This is a genomic window from Stenotrophomonas sp. RIT-551 (genome assembly GCF_026241915.1).
Classification (GTDB): domain Bacteria; phylum Pseudomonadota; class Gammaproteobacteria; order Xanthomonadales; family Xanthomonadaceae; genus Stenotrophomonas; species Stenotrophomonas bentonitica_A.
The window spans coordinates 48,207-66,227 of record NZ_JAPJIU010000008.1 but is presented as its reverse complement, the minus strand read 5'-3'; the positions used below and the strand labels follow the sequence as shown (position 1 = coordinate 66,227).

14 protein-coding genes are annotated in these 18,021 nt (G+C 67.1%); 7 read left to right on the top strand and 7 right to left on the bottom strand.

Annotation, left to right across the window (positions count from 1 at the left end):
- Positions 1 to 43 precede the first annotated feature (43 nt).
- Complete coding sequence (locus ORK51_RS11405; RefSeq protein ID WP_070427292.1) at positions 44 to 484, top strand: SMI1/KNR4 family protein; 441 nt, start codon at positions 44 to 46, stop codon at positions 482 to 484.
- Positions 485 to 540: 56 nt separating this feature from the next.
- On the opposite strand, the gene ORK51_RS11400 is transcribed toward ORK51_RS11405, so the two are convergent.
- From ORK51_RS11400 to ORK51_RS11385, 4 genes are all read right to left on the bottom strand, one after another.
- The gene (locus ORK51_RS11400; protein ID WP_323054049.1) at positions 541 to 927 is read right to left on the bottom strand and encodes a DUF1176 domain-containing protein; all 387 of its coding nucleotides are present in this window, start codon (positions 925 to 927) and stop codon (positions 541 to 543) included.
- A 93-nt stretch (positions 928 to 1,020) separates the two neighbouring features.
- Positions 1,021 to 2,058, bottom strand: a complete 1,038-nt coding sequence (locus ORK51_RS11395; RefSeq protein ID WP_429000660.1) for a DUF1176 domain-containing protein — start codon at positions 2,056 to 2,058, stop codon at positions 1,021 to 1,023.
- The gene (locus tag ORK51_RS11390; protein ID WP_266084986.1) at positions 2,031 to 3,221 is read right to left on the bottom strand and encodes a DUF1176 domain-containing protein; all 1,191 of its coding nucleotides are present in this window, start codon (positions 3,219 to 3,221) and stop codon (positions 2,031 to 2,033) included. The genes ORK51_RS11395 and ORK51_RS11390 overlap by 28 nt, the downstream gene beginning before the upstream one ends.
- A gap of 131 nt (positions 3,222 to 3,352) precedes the next feature.
- A complete protein-coding gene (locus ORK51_RS11385) occupies positions 3,353 to 4,402 on the bottom strand; it encodes a DUF1176 domain-containing protein (protein WP_266084985.1) in 1,050 nt (349 codons plus the stop codon).
- Positions 4,403 to 4,550: 148 nt separating this feature from the next.
- Between ORK51_RS11385 and ORK51_RS11380 the strand changes: the two genes are divergently transcribed.
- A complete protein-coding gene (locus ORK51_RS11380) occupies positions 4,551 to 7,430 on the top strand; it encodes a DUF2135 domain-containing protein (RefSeq protein WP_266084984.1) in 2,880 nt (959 codons plus the stop codon).
- Between the two features lie 36 nt (positions 7,431 to 7,466).
- Here the strand turns inward: ORK51_RS11380 and ORK51_RS11375 are convergent, their stop codons facing one another.
- Together ORK51_RS11375 and ORK51_RS11370 are read right to left on the bottom strand one after the other, a co-directional pair.
- Positions 7,467 to 8,393 carry a phosphatase PAP2 family protein gene (locus tag ORK51_RS11375; protein WP_490723229.1) on the bottom strand — a complete coding sequence of 309 codons (927 nt, stop codon included), beginning with the start codon at positions 8,391 to 8,393 and terminating at the stop codon, positions 7,467 to 7,469.
- A gap of 75 nt (positions 8,394 to 8,468) precedes the next feature.
- Positions 8,469 to 9,674 (bottom strand): acyltransferase family protein, encoded by a 1,206-nt coding sequence (locus ORK51_RS11370; protein ID WP_266084982.1) that lies wholly within the window; start codon positions 9,672 to 9,674, stop codon positions 8,469 to 8,471.
- 175 nt (positions 9,675 to 9,849) lie between these two features.
- Between ORK51_RS11370 and ORK51_RS11365 the strand changes: the two genes are divergently transcribed.
- The gene (locus tag ORK51_RS11365; protein ID WP_019182948.1) at positions 9,850 to 10,719 is read left to right on the top strand and encodes a LytTR family DNA-binding domain-containing protein; all 870 of its coding nucleotides are present in this window, start codon (positions 9,850 to 9,852) and stop codon (positions 10,717 to 10,719) included.
- A gap of 50 nt (positions 10,720 to 10,769) precedes the next feature.
- On the opposite strand, the gene ORK51_RS11360 is transcribed toward ORK51_RS11365, so the two are convergent.
- The gene (locus ORK51_RS11360) at positions 10,770 to 11,519 is read right to left on the bottom strand and encodes a M48 family metallopeptidase (protein WP_070427297.1); all 750 of its coding nucleotides are present in this window, start codon (positions 11,517 to 11,519) and stop codon (positions 10,770 to 10,772) included.
- A gap of 204 nt (positions 11,520 to 11,723) precedes the next feature.
- Between ORK51_RS11360 and prfB the strand changes: the two genes are divergently transcribed.
- The 4 genes from prfB (at position 11,724) to ORK51_RS11340 (ending at position 18,012) form a co-directional block, all read left to right on the top strand.
- Positions 11,724 to 12,849, top strand: a protein-coding gene (gene prfB, locus ORK51_RS11355) for a peptide chain release factor 2 (RefSeq protein ID WP_102788438.1) whose coding sequence is annotated in 2 segments (ribosomal slippage) — positions 11,724 to 11,798 and positions 11,800 to 12,849 — 1,125 coding nt in all. Because the reading frame shifts where the segments join, the coding sequence is not laid out codon by codon here.
- Positions 12,850 to 12,976: 127 nt separating this feature from the next.
- Positions 12,977 to 14,494 (top strand): lysine--tRNA ligase, encoded by a 1,518-nt coding sequence (gene lysS, locus ORK51_RS11350; RefSeq protein WP_266084981.1) that lies wholly within the window; start codon positions 12,977 to 12,979, stop codon positions 14,492 to 14,494.
- 202 nt (positions 14,495 to 14,696) lie between these two features.
- Positions 14,697 to 15,836: a cyclic di-GMP phosphodiesterase response regulator RpfG gene (gene rpfG / locus ORK51_RS11345; RefSeq protein ID WP_019182944.1), complete on the top strand. Its 1,140-nt coding sequence runs from the start codon at positions 14,697 to 14,699 to the stop codon at positions 15,834 to 15,836.
- 1 nt (position 15,837) lies between these two features.
- Positions 15,838 to 18,012: an ATP-binding protein gene (locus ORK51_RS11340; RefSeq protein WP_046273437.1), complete on the top strand. Its 2,175-nt coding sequence runs from the start codon at positions 15,838 to 15,840 to the stop codon at positions 18,010 to 18,012.
- Positions 18,013 to 18,021: the final 9 nt, after the last annotated feature.

The following is an 18,021-nucleotide window of genomic DNA, read 5'->3' as shown; positions in this document are numbered from 1 at the left end:
AACGAAAGCGGAATCGAGTGCGTTCAAAGTGGATCACCAGTTAATGGACATGATCACCCTGGATATCATGACGGGGGACGGGGATCTTTATGGCTTGCCTGCCACCGATTCTGAGATCGAGACCGCGGAACAGACACTTGGTGTCAAGTTCAATGCTGACTACATCCAGTTCATCAAGGCGTTTGGGGGTGCATTTGGCGGTATCGAGATCCACGCTTTCAACAATGGCTCTCTTATCGGCAATGAAACAGTCACTGAGCTGACCGAGCGGTTTCGAGACAACTATCTGGAAAGTGCCGGAGAACAGTGGCGCGACGCCTACGTCATATCGGATGACGGGACCGGCAACCCGGTTTTGATGACAGCCGAAGGGGTACTTCATCTGTATCTCCACGAGACTGGAGAAACCGAGTTGTTGTATGACTCGTTGGAGCAGCTGCTAAGCCAGACCTTCCCTTTCAGGATGCCGCGTCCGCCAAGGTGATTCCCTGGCACGGGCTGACCACTGCCCGATGACAGGGCAGCGGGCAGACGAGGCACTTACTTCAGCACACGGGTCACCAGTGTCGGCATCTGCCATGGTCCGCCAAGGGTGACAAGGCGGCACAGGCCGGTAGTCAACGCCGATGTGGGGACAAAATCCTTGCCATCCCACGCCCAGCTCTTAGCCGATAAACAGTCGCCAGCAACATTCCTCTGTGATGCAAAAATGTGGCTTGCCCCAATACTTTCGTCGGCCGATATAGTGACCAGAGCAGCCTGATAGGGCGCGCGGTGGTTGACCATCCAATAGCCGAACCCTGCGTTTTGCCCCCTTATCCAGCATTGGGCGGAAACCAGCAGTTTGCTGCCGCTTAATCTGCGTACGGTCAGAGGGTGGTCGCGTTCGTCGAAGAACAGGTCGGGGCATCGTTCCTGCAGCTCCACCTGCTCGGTGGCACACAGAGCCGAGCGACGGGAAGGGGGTCGTTCCAATGCTCTATGCCGACGCCTGAGCCCGCCGTTCCACGCGGGCGCGACTTACTTGACGACCCGGGTCACCAGGATCGGCATGTCCCAGGCGCCGCCGGCGGCGACGAGCCGGCACATCCCGGTGGTGGCATCGGCGGTATGTACGAACCGGCGGCCATCCCAGGTCCAGCTGTCGCTCGACCAGCAGTCACCCAGGCCGCGGATCTTGTGCGCGGCGTGGATGCTGCCTTCGTCTTCATCGCTGCCGCTCGTGGTCACCAGTTGCGGGTTGAACGGCGCACGATCGTTGGTGACCCAGTAGCCCTCGCCCACGTTGTAGGCACCCATCCAGCACCGCGTGGAAACAAGCAGCTTGTCCGCGCTGAGGCGGCGTACCGTCAGCGGTTCGACGCGCTCGCCGCTCACCAGGACATCGCAGGCGTCCGGTGCCAGGGAGGTTTTCAGGGCCGCGCGCAGTGCCGCACTTCCGGCCAGCGCGGCATCGCCGGGACGCGTAGCGACCAGGGCGGCCTGCCTGACCACGGGCACCGGCACCGCCGGCAGCACCGTCGCCTCGGGGCGATTGCCCTTGCGCAGCAGCGCCCCGGGCGTGTGGAGCCTGCCCTGGAACTCGTCCATCTTCAGCAGTACCGCCGAGGCGCCACGGTCTGAGAGCTGCCACTGGCGTTTATCAGCGCTCACGACGAGGATCGTGCTGTCGCGGGTCAGCGCTTTGAGCAGGGCGGCGGTCTGTGCGGCACTCAACGGCCCGGCACCGGTCTCAGCTACCGCGCCCAGATCCTGCCCGTTGATGCGCAGGCGCGGCTTAACCGGCGGCGTGCTTTCGTCGTACACGCCCAGCATCAGTTCGGCGGTGACCGCCTGGTTCGGGCCGCCCGCCCGGGTAAGCAGCACCGAAAGCGGCTCCCGGTCGCCATTGTCAGCTTGGTAGCCGGCTGCACGGCAGGTGCGAGTGTTGTCGCAGGCGATGGTCCAGTCGTGGTGATCGAACCGCATGCCGGTGAGCGCATCGGCGGCTTGGACGGGCACTGCGCCGGCCAGCAGCAGGGGGACGAACATCAAGCGGCTGGGAGGCAACGAACGCATGCGGCATCCTTGGAGCATGAGGGCTTGGGAGCGTGATCTTTGCCCACCCGCGCTGAGGCGTACATGACCGGCGCATCCTTCCGCGCGGTGGCAACCCCGTTGCGCTGGGCCTGCCGCATGCGCGTTTGGAGGGTTTCCAGCGGGCATTCGTGGCAGTGGTTGTTGCGCCCCACAGCTGATCGGTCCTCCTGTACGAAGCGGGTGCCGATCCAGCTCCATGTAGTGGAGTAAATGCAGTCGGCCAGGCCGCGGCCCCTGTGCCATTCTTCGATGGAGCGCACGTTGTCGCCGCTGCCCGAGTTAGTGACCAACCTGGGGCGGTACGGGGGGCGGTCGTTGATCACCCAATATCCGTCACTCCTGTTGTAGGCGCCCCGCCAGCACAGATGCGATACCAGCAGCTTGTCTGCGCTCAGACGCTGCACCTTCATTTCTTGAGGGCCTTCATTGGAGGTGTCGTTCCATGTCGGTTGCAGGGCTTCGCAATCGTCGACCGAGATGGTTGCAATCAACGCTTCGCGCAGCGCGGCCGACGAGGCCAGCGCTTTGTCAGCCGGCCGCGTGGCGACTATGTTGGTCAGTTTCATGATTGGCATCGACACGGCGGGCAGTACCGTGCTCTCGGCTTTCGTGCCTTTCCGCACGAGCGCGCCGGGCGTGCCGATCCGTCCCTGGAATTCATCCATCTTCAACAGCACCGCCGAAGCGCCGCGACCAGACAGCGTCCAGCGTCTGCCGTCGTCGCCGATCAGCGCGATGCGGCTGTTGCCCATCAGTGCCGCGAGCATGGCGCTGACCTGCGCCGGCAACAACGTGGCGGTGCCATCGGCCGCGTTGTACCTCAGCGGGCCCAACCTGGCGTCGTTGATCTGCAGCGACAGCCGCAGGGGCAGCTTGATTTCGCCGAGCTGGCCAACCATGAGCTCGGCCTTCACCCGCTGGTCCGGGCCCGCCCGCCGGGTCAGCAGCACCGATACCGGTGCATGCTCGCCATCGTCAGGCTGATAACCTGCGGCACGGCATGTCCGGGTGTTGTCGCAGGCCAGAGTCCAATCACCGTGGTCAAAGGCGATGCCTTTGATGGGCGGGGCAGCCAGAGCAGTAGGCGAAGAAAGAAAGCAGAGCAGCAGGGCAAGGGTCGGCTGGGTGGCGAGCAGGCGCATCGTGGGGGTCCTGTGCGGAGGTTCACAGTGTCCCTGCTGGCGAGCGCGACGGCCATGCAACGAGTACGATTCGGTTCCCTCTGGTCAGTCAGGGTCGGTCACGGCGACGTCGGGTATTGCAGATGCGATCGCTACTCCTGTACTTCGGTCACCAGCGTCGGCATCTCCCATGCGCCACCGGCGGCAACCAGGCGGCACAACCCGGTGCTGGAATCGGCCGTCTTCACGAACTGCGAGCCGGTCCAGCCCCACGTGGTGGTGGACCAGCAGTCGCCGAGGCCACGGCCCTTCTGCGCCTCCTGGATGGTGCGCACCTCATCCCCCACGGCTGCCGTGGTGACCAGCCGCGGCTGGTACGGCGCGCGGTCGTTGATCACCCAGTAGCCGTCGCCGGTGTTGTAGGCCCCGCGCCAGCAACTCAGCGACACCAGCAGCTTGTCGGCACTGAGCCGCTGTACGGTCAGCGCTTCGGGTTCGCCGTCCGGTGACGGGCTGCCGCCGGCGCCCAACGCTTCGCAGTCGTCGGCCGACGTCACCGCCGCCAGCGCGGCGCGCAGCGCGGGCGACGCGGCGAGCGCCGTATCCGCCGGGCGGGTGGCCACCGGCGTGCCCAGCTGCACGACCGGCACCGGCAGTGCGGGCGGCACCGAGGACTCGGCCAGCGTGCCCTTGCGCATCAGCGCACCGGGTGTGCCGAGGCGGCCCTGGAACGCATCCATCTTCAACAGCACGGCCGAGGCGCCCTGATCGGAAACCGTCCAGCGCGCGCCATCGTCGCCCATCAGCTCGATGCGGCTGTTGCGTGCCAGCGAAGCGAGCAGGGCAGCGAGTTGCTTCGCGGAAAAGGTGGCGGTGCCCTCGGCGGCATCGAACTGCATCGGGCCCAGCGAGGTGCCATTGATACTCAGGCTGAGCCGCTTGGTGGCCGTGTTGTCGTCGTACTGGCCGAGCATCAGTTCCGCCTGCACCGGTTGATCCGGCCCGCCCGCGCGGGTGAGCAGGATCGAGACCGGGTCGCCGCCATTGTCATCGGCCTGATAACCGGCGGCGCGGCAGGTGCGGGTGTTGTCGCAGGCCAGCGTCCAGTCGTGGTGGGTGAACGTCACGCCCTCGATGGGGGCGGCGGCGTTACCGGGCAGGGCGAGCCCCATCAACAGCGGGGCGGTCAACAACAGGCGCATGCGGCATCCTTGGTCCATCAATCCGTGGAGAGCGATCTTGGCCCAGCGCGGATGAGGCGTCCATGACCGGAACAGGCGATTGCCACCGCTCAACCCCATTGCGGATCGCGGTGCGTTCAATGGAGGGTCATCGGATCAGGAGCGTCACATGGGACTCGCACTGCGCAGTATCGGTCTGCTCGCGCTGCTGTGCTGGCAGCTGCCCAGCGCCCACGCGCAGCCACGGCGTTTTCCCTCGCCGCGCCCACCCATCCTGCAGGTCGCCGGTGCCGAGGTGCCGGTGCGGTTGACCGAGGCCCACATCGACAGTCGCGTCGTGGCAGGGCTCGGCGAAACCACGATCGAATTGACCTTCCACAATCCCAATGCGCGCGTGCTGGAAGGGCAGCTGGAATTTCCGTTGGCCTACGGCCAGCAGGTGGCCGGTTTCGCACTGGATATCGATGGCACGCTTCGCGATGCGGTGCCGGTACCCAAGGCGCAGGGACGCCAGGTCTTCGAGGCAATCGAACGCTGCCAGGTCGATCCGGGTCTGCTGGAACAGACCGCCGGCAACCAGTTCCGGCTGCGCCTGTATCCGATCCCGGCGCGTGGCGAGCGGCGTGTGCGGCTGGTGCTGCGTGACAGCCTGCCGCCCGTGCCGCAGGGTCTGCACTGGTCACTGCCGGTGTCCTTCGCACGCCAGGCCGAGCAAGTGACGCTGCGGTTGGAAACCAGCGGGACCGGCAAGCCGGTCGCCGTTGGCGTCCATCCTCTCGGGTTCACGTTGAAGGCCGGTGTCTACGCGGCACAGTGGCAGGGGCGGGGCGCCGATCTGCCTGCCCAACTGCAGTGGAGCCTTCCGCTCGCGCACAGCACTGACCTGGTCACCGGGCTGCAGGATGGGCAGCGCTATCTGCTGGCCAGCGTGCCGGTCCGCACCCCGACCGCCGCGCGCGTCCTGCCTGCGCGCATCGGTCTGCTCTGGGATGCCTCCGGTTCGGCCGGTACGCGCAACCGTGCGGCTGAGCTGGCCGTGCTGGACCGCTATTTCCAAGTGTTCGGCTCGGGTCAGGTCCAGCTGACGGTGCTGCGTGACCGCAGCGAAGCGCCGCGTGAGTTCCCGATCACCCGGGGCGACTGGTCGGCGCTGCGCGAGTATCTGTTGGCGCTGCCCCACGATGGCGCCAGTGCGCTGGGCGACTGGACGCCGAACCGCACCATCGGCGAGTACCTGCTGGTCAGCGATGGCCTGGCCAACTATGGCCGCCAGGCGTTGCCCACCCTGTCGCCCGATCAGCGCCTGTATGCATTGAGCAGCGCCGGTGCGAAGACCGACGCGCCGCGCCTTCGTGCGTGGACCAGCGCCCATCATGGTCAGCTGCTGCAGCTGGGCAGCGAAGCGGAGGTGGAGGCGGTGATGCCGCTGCTGCTGCGGCAGCCCGCCGAAGTGAGCGATGTGCTGGCGCGTGGCGTGGAGGACGTGAGCGTGGATGCCTCGCGGGCTGCGCAGGGCTGGATTCGCGTCACCGGCCGCGTGCTGCGTCCCGATGCGACGGTGCTGCTGTCCCTGCGTGGTGGCGACAGCGGTCCGCAGCCGGTCACGCTCAACGTCGCGAACGCGCGTGCGGTCGACGGCGGCCTGGTCGCTCACGCGTGGGCGAATGACCGGTTGGCAGCACTGGCGGCGGACCCCGCCGGGGCGCCGGTCGCCAAAGTGCTGGCCCAGCGGTTCGGGATCGTGACGGCCGATACGTCGCTGCTGGTCCTGGAGACGCTGGAGGACTATCTGCGTTACGGCATCCGCCCGCCGGCGCCGCTGCGCGCGGCCTACGACCAGCGCCATGCGTTGACGGTGGCCGACGTGGCAACCGAGCGGAAGCGCCGCCTGGATGGCATCGCCCGCCAGTTCGCCGAGCGCGAGCAGTGGTGGAATACCCGCTGGCCGAAAGATACGCCGCCGCAGCCCAAGCCGGACGTGCACGCTGTCGCCGCGCCGGTGGCCATGGCGATGGCCGCGCCACCGCCGGCACCTGCGGCGCCGATGGCGCTGGACCGTGTAGAGCTGACCGCCTCGGCGGTTGCCGATGAGGCGGAGGCCACCCCCGAGCGCCGCGCCCAATCGGCACCCAGGGCCAACAATGGCCAGATCACACTGACGCTCGCGCCGTGGGCACCGGATTCGGCCTATGCACGCCGCCTGCGCGATGCCACGCCGGCGCAGCTGTATCCGCTGTACCTGCAGGAGCGCGAACAGCACGCCGGCAGCAGCGCGTTCTATCTGGACGTGGCCGATCTGCTGCTGGCCAGCGGACAGCGGGAGCTGGCCCTGCGCGTGCTCTCCAACCTCGCCGAGATGGACCTGGAAAACCGCCACGTGCTGCGCGTGCTCGGCTATCGCCTGATGCAGGCCAAGGCGCCGGCGCTGGCCGTACCGGTGTTCCGCCAGGTGCTGGCGATGGGCGAGGAGGAGCCGCAGAGTTTCCGTGACCTGGGCCTGGCCCTGGAAGCGGCCGGGCAGTACCAGGCGGCGGTGGATGCGCTCTACGAAGTCGTGGTGCGCCCGTGGGATGGGCGGTTCGACGGCATCTCGCTGATCGCGCTGGACGAACTGACCCGGCTGATCGCGCGCGAGCGTGTGGATCCTTCCGCGGTCGACCCGCGCCTGCGCCGTGCGATGCCGCTGGACCTGCGCGTGGTGCTGAGCTGGGACAGCGACAACAGCGACATGGACCTGTGGGTCACCGATCCCAATGGCGAGCGCGCCTACTACGGCAACCGGCTGACCTACCAGGGCGGGCAGATGTCGCAGGACTTCACCGGCGGCTATGGCCCGGAGCAGTTCTCGTTGCGCGATGCCAAGCCGGGCATCTACAGGATCGAAGCGAACTACTTCGGCAGCCGCGAGCAGCTGGTCACCGGTGCCACCACCTTGATGCTGCGCCTGAGCACCCGATGGGGCAGCCGCGACCAGCGCGACCAGCAGGTCACGCTGCGGTTGAAGGACCGCGCGGAAACGGTGCTGGTCGGGGAGTTCGAGGTGAAGTGAGCCCCCGCAAGCGGAATCCGTGAGAGCCGCCGCCGTTTATTTGACGGCGGCGGCCCGAGGCAGGCTGCGCGCCGCCAGCGGCCAGTACCCCGCGAGGGCAATGCCGCCCATGAAGATCGCCGCGTTGGCGATGGCATTGAACACCACCTCCACCACCGCTGCGTCAGGGAGTGCCAGTGCGACGGCGACTGCCTCCAGCACGGGGCTGATGACGAGATACAGCCCGATGACGGCCATGACGCGCCCGATCCGCTGCCACGCTGTGTACGGATCCAGCGGCCAGCCGCGCCAGTGCAGGAAGGCGAAGACCAGCAGCAGCCCCAGATACCGCCCCGCGCTGTCTGCCGGGACGAACGCGGTCGTCAGCGCCGCTGCCGTCACGCAGATGCCGAGGGTGACGAGGATGAGGTGGCGGGTTCGATTGCGATGCGCGGGCGCTGGCAGGCACTGCCAGGCAAGCCAGCCCAAGGCCATCCCGACCAGCCAGCCGCCCAGCACATCGGACAGGAAATGCCGCCCCAGGTACATCCGAGACAGCGCCATCAGCAACGGCCAGCCGATCAGCAGCGCGATTCGCCAGCCAGCACTGCGGATACCGAAGCACAGCACCACGGCCGTCATGGCAGCCGTCGCCACCCCCACATGACCGCTGATGAATCCGTAGTCCGGATCCGGCTGCGCGCGCAGGGAGGCAATCGCCTGATCGGTCGGCAACGACCAGAACGATCCGGCAGCGCCATCGGCGACCAGCGCGTGGTCCGGCCGGCCCTTGTCCAACACGTGGATGTCGACATCGCTGGGGCGGGGCAGGGCGGCACCCTGCTTGATCGCGTGCGTGGCCATCGACATCAGCAGTACCGCCATCATGATGCCCAGCCCCGCGCGAAGACGCACCCCGAAACTGCACACCACGATCAACAGCACGTAAGCCCATTCGTAGCCCAGCGCGCTGACGAAGTTCATCAGCGGCAACATCCATGCGGCATCGAAGAAGGACTGCAGCCATACATGCCAATGGGTCTGGAACATCCGTATTCCTCAGTGTCGGGCCACCGCCCGCGTGACCGGCAACGATAACGGCTCCCGGCGCAGTCCGAACAGCGGGCGCAGCCAGCCAACGCGCCGGATCAGCCCTTCGTGCAGCACCAGGCAACCCGCCACGGTTCCGGCCAGGACCAGCAGTGGCTCCCACCATGGCCCCAGGTGCAGCGGTTTGAGCCAGAACAGCAGCGCGATGATCAGGCTCTGGTGCAGGATGTACCAGGGATACACCGCCTCGGTGCAGTACGGCAGCCAGCGGAACGGGCGATCCAGATACACCTTGGCCCAGCCGAGCAGGGTCAGCAGCACGGCCCACAGGTACAGCGACTGGCTGGCCATCACCTGCAGCGTCCAGACACTGTCCGGCCACTGCCGCAGCACCGAATCGGCCGGCAACACCCGCCCCAGGAGGCGGATGCCGAAGTACCAGCTCGCCGCAACGGCTGCCACCCACAGGGTGCTCCTGCGCAGCTCGACCACGCGCGCCCAGAACGGGGTGGCGCGGGCAAGCAGGTAGCCGGCGAGGAATACCGTGCCGTACTTGGCGTGCTGGTACCAATCGCCGAACAGCAGGTTGGTGGACGGGAACCGGGGATCGAGCCAGGCCACCCAGCCGAAGGAGAGCAGGCTGGGCACCCCGATCAGCAGCGGCGCCGGCGCACGGGCGAAGCGCTCCACGGCGCGATGCACGGCAGCGGTATCCAGGACGGGCATCAGCAAGGCCAGCATCAGCGTGTAGACCCACAGGTAGGCCAGGTACCACAGGTGGTTCCAGGTGATGCGCAGCTGCCAGCCGGCAAAGCTGTCCTGCGGCCAGGCCGGCATCTGCCAGTAGCGCAGCAGGAACGCGCCGAAGCCGGGCTCGATGCGGCCGTTGGTCACTGCCTCGCAGTAGGGTTGGATCGGCACCACCACCCACATCCCGAACACCAGCGGCAGCAGCAACCGCCACGAGCGCAGCACGGCAAAGCGCACGATGCGTGTCTCCGGCCGCATCAAGGCGATGGCGATGCCCGAGAGCAGAAACAACAGCTGCATCCGCCAGCGGTTGACCAGCAGCATCGGCCATTGCAGCCACTCGGCGGTGTGGTCGCTCTTGAGATGGAACCCCCAGCCGTCCACGTAGGCCATGGCGGTGTGATACAGGATGAGCAGGGCGAAGGCGAGTACGCGCAGGGCGTCGATGTCGTGGCGGCGTGGCATGGACGGGGCAGGGAGGGCAGGAGCCTCCACGGTGCGCACTGGCAGGAGGTTCGGCCACGCCAAAGGGCTCTGCCGTGGGTGCCAAGTGACCAATGGCGGTCGCCAAGGGACGGGCGGGGCGCACTACCATGGCGTGATGAGTCAGGCTGACGACCCTTTGCGAATGGACGATTCAATGGCGAACGGACGTGCCGCGCGGTGGCGGCCGGGTGCGCGGATGCTGGTGTGGTCGGTGATCCTGCTGACCACCGCGGTGGCCAATGCGCTGGTGGAAGTGATGGATGCGGGGCGCCGTGGCGAAGACCTGGGCCTGTGGCAGCCGATGATCTGGGAGCTGAGCAGCGTCACGATGATCCTGCTGACGCTGCCGGTCCTGTGGTGGGGCTGCCAGCGTTGGCCGCTGCATGCCGATACCTGGAAGCGCCGCCTGCCGCTGTACCTGCTGGCCAGCGTGGCGTGGTCGCTGGTGCATGTCACCGGGATGATGGGGCTGCGCCATCTCGCTTATGCCGCGCTCGGCTACCACTACCAGGACGATGCCAGCTGGCCGGTACGCCTGGTGTACGAGTACCTCAAGGATGTGCGTGCGTTCTTCACCTTCGTGGCGATCGAGCACTTCTTCAGCTGGTTCGGACGGCGCCGGCAGGGCGAGGCGCATCTGCTGGCCGCGCCGGACGATGCGCCGCCGGTGGACGCCGTGGAGCGCCCGGAACGGTTCCTGGTGCGCAAGCTGGGGCGCGACTTCCTGGTCGCCACCGGTGATATCGAATATGCCCAGGCGGCCGGCAACTACGTCAATCTGCGGGTGCGCGGGCACGACTACCCGCTGCGCAGCACCATGGCGGCACTGGAAGAACGATTGGATCCGGCCGTGTTCGTGCGGGCCCACCGCAGCTGGCTGGTGAACGTGCGGCACCTGGTCTCGATCGAGCCGCTGGACGGGGGCGAGGCCTTGCTGCACATGGACGATGGTGGGCGCGTACCGTGCAGTCGCCGGCAGCTGCCCTCGTTCCGGCAGGCGCTGGCGGTGCAGGCAACGGCCTGACCCGGCCTGGCTGACAGGCACCCTGGCGGAGCAGGGTGCCGGCAGGGAACTCAGCGCTTGCTGTCTTTCTTGATCATCGCGTCGATGCGCCCGGCGCGGGCTTCCGAGCCCGGGTGGGAGGACATCAGGCCGCCCTTGCTGGACAGCTTGCGGAACATGCTGGCCAGGGCGGCCGGGTCGTACTGGTGGCGCTTCATGAAGCGGTAGCCGTATTCGTCGGCAGCGCTTTCTTCCTTCTGCGAGAACTGCGCGTTGACGAAGCCCTCGGCCAGTTCGCCGAGCTGGCCCTGGGTCAGGGTGGCGATATTGGCATTGCCCGAGGCGGCCAGCGTGTCGCGACCGGCCGAGGCCAGCAGTGCGGTACGCATCTTGGTCTTGGAGTGGCCCAGTTTGACGTGGCCGATCTCGTGGCCGATCACGCCGCGCACTTCGTCGTCCGAGGCCATGTCCATCAGGCCCGAGTACACGCGCACGCAGCCGTTGGCCATGGCCCAGGCATTGACGTCGTCGGTCAGGTAGACCTTGAAGTTGAGGTTCATGCCGTCTTCGTTGGCCAGGCCCTGGGTGATCCTGGCCAGGCGCTGGGCGTAGGGCGAGTTGGCGGGGGCGACCTTGTTCTGCTGGTCCATGTAGACGCAGGCTTCGTCGGCGGCCTTGGCCACGTCCTGGTCGGACAGGGTGAGCGCCTGGCCGGCCTTCAGGCCGGTGCTGGTCAGCTGCTTGAGGTCCAGGGCCGAAGCGCCGGTGGAGGCGGTCAGGCAGGCGAAGGCCAGCAGCAGGGCGGAGGATGACGTCCTCATCGGGGTGGTGCTCCATGTAGTGCGTTGGGGGACGCCGCGGGCAGGGGGCCGCGCGGCGGGGCCGAAGTCTATCGTCTGGCCGGGCGCCCGTGTTCAGCGATCTCGCTTTCCTGCCCTCCGGCGGGTACCTGCCGCCCCGGCCACCGCCGGAAAGGCCCGGATAGGCTATGATGGACAGTCTTTTCGCACGCATTAATCGCCGACATGATCGAGCTCAATCCTGTCCGCCAGCGCATCACCGATCTCACCGATCGCGTGCTCTCGCTCAGGGGGTATCTTTGACTACGACGCCAAGAAAGAGCGTCTGGAAGAAGTAACCCGGGAACTGGAAAACCCGGATATCTGGAACAACGCCGAGTACGCCCAGAACCTTGGCCGCGAACGCGCCAACCTGGACAAGACCGTGGGCGGCATCGCCACGATCCTCGACGGCCTGACCGAGTCGGGCGAACTGCTGGAACTGGCCGAAAGCGAACAGGACGAAGAAACCGCCCTGGCCGTGGTCAGTGACCTGGACAAGTACCAGAAGCACGTGGAGCAGCTGGAGTTCCAGCGCATGTTCTCCGGCCAGATGGACAACGCCGCGGCGTTCGTCGATATCCAGGCCGGCGCCGGTGGTACCGAAGCCCAGGACTGGGCCGAGATCCTGCTGCGCATGTACCTGCGCTGGTGCGAATCGCGCGGCTGGAAGACCGAGCTGATGGAAGTCTCCGGCGGCGACGTCGCGGGCATCAAGTCGGCCACGCTGCGCGTGGAAGGCGATTACGCCTACGGCTGGCTGAAGACCGAGACCGGCGTGCACCGCCTGGTGCGCAAGTCGCCGTTCGATTCGGACAACCGCCGCCACACCAGCTTCACCTCGGTGTTCGTGTCGCCGGAAGTCGATGACAACATCGAGATCGACATCAACCCCGCCGACCTGCGCACCGATGTGTACCGCTCCTCCGGCGCCGGTGGCCAGCACGTCAACAAGACCGAGTCGGCGGTGCGTATCACGCACATCCCGACCAATACGGTCGTGGCCTGCCAGACCGGTCGCAGCCAGCACCAGAACCGCGACAACGCGATGAAGATGCTGGCCGCCAAGCTGTACGAGCTGGAGATCCAGAAGCGCAATGCCGAGCGTGACGCGGTGGAAGCCACCAAGTCCGACATCGGCTGGGGCAGCCAGATCCGCAACTACGTGCTCGACCAGAGCCGTATCAAGGACCTGCGCACCGGCATCGAACGCTCCGATACGCAGAAGGTGCTGGACGGCGACCTCGACGAATTCGTCGAAGCCAGCCTGAAGTCCGGCCTGGCCGTGGGTGCCAAACGCACCGACGCCTGACCGTCGGGGCCGCCACGCGCGGCCCCGATCCGTTGTGCCCGGGCCGCGCCCGGTTTCGCAATCCGCCCCGACCATCGGCATGATGGCGGGGACCGTACCTCCCCCCCGACATACATAGACCCACGCCATGAACGATCAGACCGCCGCGCCGCAGCCCCCCGTCGACGAGAACAGCCTCATCGCCGAGCGCCGCGCGAAACTGACCGCCCTGCGCGGGCAGGGCATTGCCTACCCGAACGATTTCCGCCGCGAGCACTTCGCCGGCACCCTGCAGGCCGAGTTCGCCGATGCAGAGCAGTGGACCGCCGAAGCGCTGGAGGCCAGCGACCGCCAGGTCAAGATGGCCGGCCGCCTGATGGCCAAGCGCGTGATGGGCAAGGCCAGCTTCGCCCAGATCCAGGACGAGTCCGGCCGCATCCAGCTGTTCCTGCAGGGCAGCACGCTGGGCGATGCCTACACCGCCTTCAAGGGCTGGGACGTGGGCGACATCATCGCCGTGGAGGGCGGGCTGACCCGGACCAGGACCGGTGAGCTGTCGGTCAAGGCCACCAGCATCCGCCTGCTGACCAAGTCGCTGCGCCCGCTGCCGGACAAGTGGCACGGCCTGGCCGACGTGGAGCAGCGCTACCGCCAGCGCTATGTCGACCTGATCGTGACTCCGGAGTCGCGCGAGGTGTTCATCAAGCGCTCGCGGATCATCCGCGCCATGCGCGCGTGGCTGGACAACCGCGACTTCCTGGAAGTCGAAACGCCGATGATGCATTACATCCCCGGCGGCGCCACGGCAAAGCCGTTCACCACCCACCACAACGCGCTGGACCTGGACCTGTACCTGCGCGTGGCCCCGGAGCTGTACCTCAAGCGCCTGGTCGTGGGTGGCCTGGAGCGCGTGTACGAGATCAACCGCAACTTCCGCAATGAGGGCGTGAGCACCCGCCACAACCCGGAATTCACCATGATGGAGCTGTACGAGGCCTACGCCACGTACACCGAAGTGATGGACCTCACCGAAGGCGTGATCCGTGACGTGGCCAGCAATGTGCTGGGCACCACCACGGTGGAGTGGGACGGTGCCACGATCGACCTGGCCCCGGCGTTCCGCCGCTGGCGCATGGACGAGGCGGTGCGCCACCACAACCCGGAGATCACCGCCGCCGACTGCACCGACCGCGATGCGCTGGCCGCCCACTGCGAGCGCCTGAAGATCCGCATCAAGCCGTCCTACGGCTGGGGCAAGCTGCTGCTGGAGATCTTCGAGGCCACCGTCGAGCACACCCTGATCCAGCCGACCTTCATCACCGACCACCCGGTCGAGGTCTCGCCGCTGGCCCGCGCCAACGATGACCAGCCCGGCTACACCGACCGCTTCGAGCTGTTCATCAACGGCAAGGAGCTGGCCAATGGCTTCTCCGAGCTGAACGACCCGGAAGACCAGGCCGCCCGGTTCCAGGCCCAGGTCACGGCCAAGGAAGGCGGCGATGACGAGGCCATGCACTACGACGCCGATTACATCCGCGCGCTGGAGTACGGCATGGCCCCGACCGGCGGCCTGGGCATCGGCATCGACCGTCTGGTGATGCTGCTGACCGGCAGCAGTTCGATCCGCGACGTGCTGCTGTTCCCGTACATGCGTCCGGAAAACTGAGACCTGGGTCCGGGCGTGCTTGGGGCACGTCCGGCGCGGGGGTTCCGCTGTCGTGGCCGCGCGGGTATGGTTTCTGCGTGGCCTTAACAGGCGCTATGGCGTGATGGCCACAGACCATGACGGGTTGCAGGGAGACGCCGACACCGGCGTCACACTGTGACGACGATCATGAACTGGGGTGTTCATGACGGGAGGCGGACCGATGCAAGGTGCCAGTGTGCAGAGCGGCGGAGTATCCTCTTCGCAGCATGTTCCAGTGTGGTCAAGGAAGAAGGCAGAAGCAGCCTTGAATATTGTCATCGTTGACGATCAGACGTCCGCGCGTACCATGCTGCGCCATGTCATCGAGGACATCGCGCCGGAACTGTCCGTGCACGACTTCGGCGATCCGCTGACGGCGCTTGCCTGGTGCGAGTCGCACGCCGTGGATCTGCTGTTGCTCGATTACCGCATGCCGGAGATGGACGGGCTGGAGTTCGCCCGCCGCTTCCGCCGCCTGCCCAAGCACCGCGACATCCCCGTGATCCTGATCACCGTGGTCGGCGACGAGCCGATCCGCCAGGCCGCGCTGGAGGCGGGGGTGATCGATTTCCTGGTCAAGCCCATCCGCCCGCGCGAACTGCGCGCGCGCTGCTACAACCTGTTGCAGCTGCGCCAGCAGTCGGAGAACGTCAAGCAGCGCGCGCTGTCGCTGGAGCAGCGCCTGCTGGCCAGCATGCACGAGGTGGAGGAGCGCGAGCGCGAGACGCTGTCGCGGCTGGCGCGGGCGATCGAATTCCGTGATGCCGGCACCAGTGCCTACCTGGAGCGCATGGCCCATGTCGCCGGGCTGATCGCCGAGCAGCTCGGGCTGCCGGAAGAAGAGGTCAAGCTGATCGAGATGGCCGCGCCCCTGCACGACATGGGCAAGATCGCCATTCCCGATGCGGTCCTGCTCAAACAGGGCAAGCTGAGCGATGAGGAGCAGGCGATCATGCGCCGGCACCCGCGGATCGGCTACGAGCTGCTGAGTGGCAGCCAGAACCGTTTCATCCAGGTCGGGGCCCTGATCGCGCTGCGCCACCATGAGCGCTACGACGGCAGCGGCTACCCGGATGGGCTGGTCGGCGATGCGATTCCGCTGGAAGCGCGGATCGTGGCGGTGGCCGATGTGTTCGACGCGCTGATCTCACCGCGTCCGTACAAGGAAGCATGGACCATGGAAGCCACGCTGGCGTATCTGTATGCCCAGCGGGGCCGGTTGTTCGATCCGCGCTGCGTCGATGCCCTGCTGCGCGGCCGCCTCCAGCTTGATGAGATCTGCGCACAGCACTCCACCGCGTCATCCCGCCCGGGGATGTGATATGCGTCGTCTGTACCCGCGCCTGAAGCACCGCCTGGCGCAGCGCCCGGATACCGAACACGGCCAGGCGATCGTGCGCATCGTGCTGATCACCCTGATCCTGCTGTATGTGCTCATGCCGGGGCCGCGCCACGACCTGCCCCCGGCGCAGTACCACGGGGTGCTGGCGATCGTGCTGACCGGCCTGACCCTCTCGCTGGGGCTGTTCGGCTGGCTGCTGTGGCGGCCGGGACGCTCGGACCCGCGCCGCGTGGCCGGCATGCTCGCCGATTACGGGCTGATCGCCGCCGGCATGGTGCAGATGGGCGAGCCACTGGCCTGGGTCTACATCGTGGTGATGTGGGTGACGGTCGGCAACGGCATGCGCTACGGCAACAACTATCTGTACGTCGCGGTGGCGATGGCGATGGTCAGCTTCGGCAGCACCGCACTGCTGACCCCGTACTGGCATCAGAACGCGCGGCTGGCATTCGGCCTGTGGCTGGGCCTGGCGGCGGTGCCGCTGTATTTCTCCACGCTGCTGCGCCAGCTCACCCGTGCGATGGCCGAGGCACGCCGCGCGAGCGAGGCCAAGAGCCGTTTCCTGGCCAACATGAGCCACGAGTTCCGCACGCCGCTCAACGGCCTGTCGGGCATGACCGAGCTGCTGGCCACCACCAAGCTCGATGACGAGCAGCGCGAGTGTGTGAACACCATCCAGGCGTCCTCGCGCAGCCTGCTGGCGCTGGTGGAGGAAGTGCTCGATATCTCCGCGATCGAAGCCGGCAAGCTGCGCGTGACCGCCGAGGACTTCGCGCTGGCCGATGTGATCCAGGCCATCGGGTTGATCCTGCTGCCGCAGGCCAAGGCCAAGCGGCTGGATTACCGGGTCAAGGTGGCCGATACCGTGCCGCCGCTGCTGCGCGGTGACCTGGGTCACCTGCGGCAGATCCTGCTCAACATCGCCGGCAACGCGGTCAAGTTCACCGACCACGGCCGGGTCGAAATCCGCGTGGCCGTGCTCGATGCCGAATCCAACGGCGGGGTGCGCCTGCGGTTCGACATCCTCGATACCGGCATCGGTGTCGCCCCGGAGATGCGCCCGCGCCTGTTCGAAGCGTTCGAGCAGGCCGACGTCAGCATGGCGCGCCGCCACGAAGGCACCGGCCTGGGCACGACCATCGCCAAGGGCCTGGTCGAGGCGATGGGCGGGGACATCGGCTACGAAGAGAACCCGCCGCAGGGCAGCCATTTCTGGTTCGAGCTGCCGTTCGCGCCGCCGCGCGTGCCGCTGGGCACGGTCACCCCGGCGCTGGTCGGCGACGGGCTGCCGGACCGCAACGGCAATGTCATTGCGTTTGCCGACCCGTTCCTGCGCCACCGCGCGCGCGTGCGCAGCATGCACATCCTGGTCGCCGACGATCACGAGGCCAACCGGATGGTGCTGCAGCGCCTGCTGCAGAAAGCCGGCCACAAGGTGCTGTGCGTCAACGGCGGTGAAGCGGTGCTCGATGCGATGGCCGAGAGTGATTTCGATGCCGCCATCGTGGATCTGCACATGCCCGGCATGAGTGGCCTGGACATGCTCAAGGAACTGCGCGTGATGCAGGCCGGTGGTGGTCCGCGCACGCCGGTGCTGGTGCTCAGCGCCGACGTCACGCCCGAGGCCATCCAACGCTGCACGCAGGCCGGCGCGCATACGTTCCTGGCCAAGCCCGTGGTCGCGGTGCGGCTGCTGGATGTGCTTGCCGATATCGCCTCCAACGGCCAGCTCAAGGCCAGCGCACCGATCGTGCGTACCGCTACCGTGCTGGATGGTGTACTGGACCCGGGCGTGCTCGACGAGCTGGCCTCGCTCGGCATGGGCGACGGTTTCGAACGCGAGTTCATCCGCCAATGCCTGGCCGATGCCGACCAGTGCATCGGCGTGGCACTGGCCGACGGCGAGCGCAGCGACTGGGTCCATTTCCGCGAGCAGGCGCACGCGATCAAGGGCGTGGCCAGCAATCTGGGCCTGGTCCGCGTCGCCAACCGCGCCGGGGATCTGATGCGCATGGCCGACTGGCAGCTCAAGAGCGAATGGCGGCAGCGCGTGACCCTGCTGCAGGCCGGCATCAAGGAAGGCCGGCAGGCGCTGGATGCACGCGCGCAGCGCAAGGCGCAGGGGCAGGCCGACGACGGCGGCGACATGCGCTGAGTGGGGCTG